This window comes from Roseimaritima sediminicola (assembly GCF_009618275.1).
Taxonomy (GTDB): Bacteria; Planctomycetota; Planctomycetia; order Pirellulales; family Pirellulaceae; genus Roseimaritima; species Roseimaritima sediminicola.
In genome coordinates this window covers 1-335 of sequence record NZ_WIAD01000179.1, presented here as the reverse complement: position 1 = coordinate 335, position 335 = coordinate 1, and the positions used below count along the sequence as shown (strand labels likewise).

Annotated in this window: 1 protein-coding gene; it reads right to left on the bottom strand. The window is 58.2% G+C overall.

Annotation, left to right across the window (positions count from 1 at the left end):
• Positions 1 to 124 precede the first annotated feature (124 nt).
• Positions 125 to 335, bottom strand: a 211-nt coding sequence (gene tnpB / locus GE027_RS22740; RefSeq protein ID WP_162006913.1) for an IS66 family insertion sequence element accessory protein TnpB, incomplete at its 5' end; no start/stop codon positions are given.

Here is a 335-nt window from a genome sequence, read left to right as displayed (position 1 = left end):
AATTCATGATGGCGACATTATAAAGTTCGGCGGAAAAAGCGCAAGCCAGAGCGCAAAGAAAACCGGCCTCGCGACAAGTTTTTCGCGAGGCCGGCTCGTACCGAACTGTTCGATGGGGAGCGAACTACGCCGCCATTCGCTTGCGCCGGTTCTTGGCTGCCTTGAGTGACACGCCGGCGATCCACATGGCCAGCTCGACGTTGTCAAGCGCAACGTGCGAGGCCTTGTCGTCGGGCCTGGGCAGTTCGACGGTGCCTTGTTCGAGACGCTTGTACCAGAGTGTTAGTCCACCGGTTTCCCACCACAGAGCTTTGACGCGATCGCGTTTTCGGTTG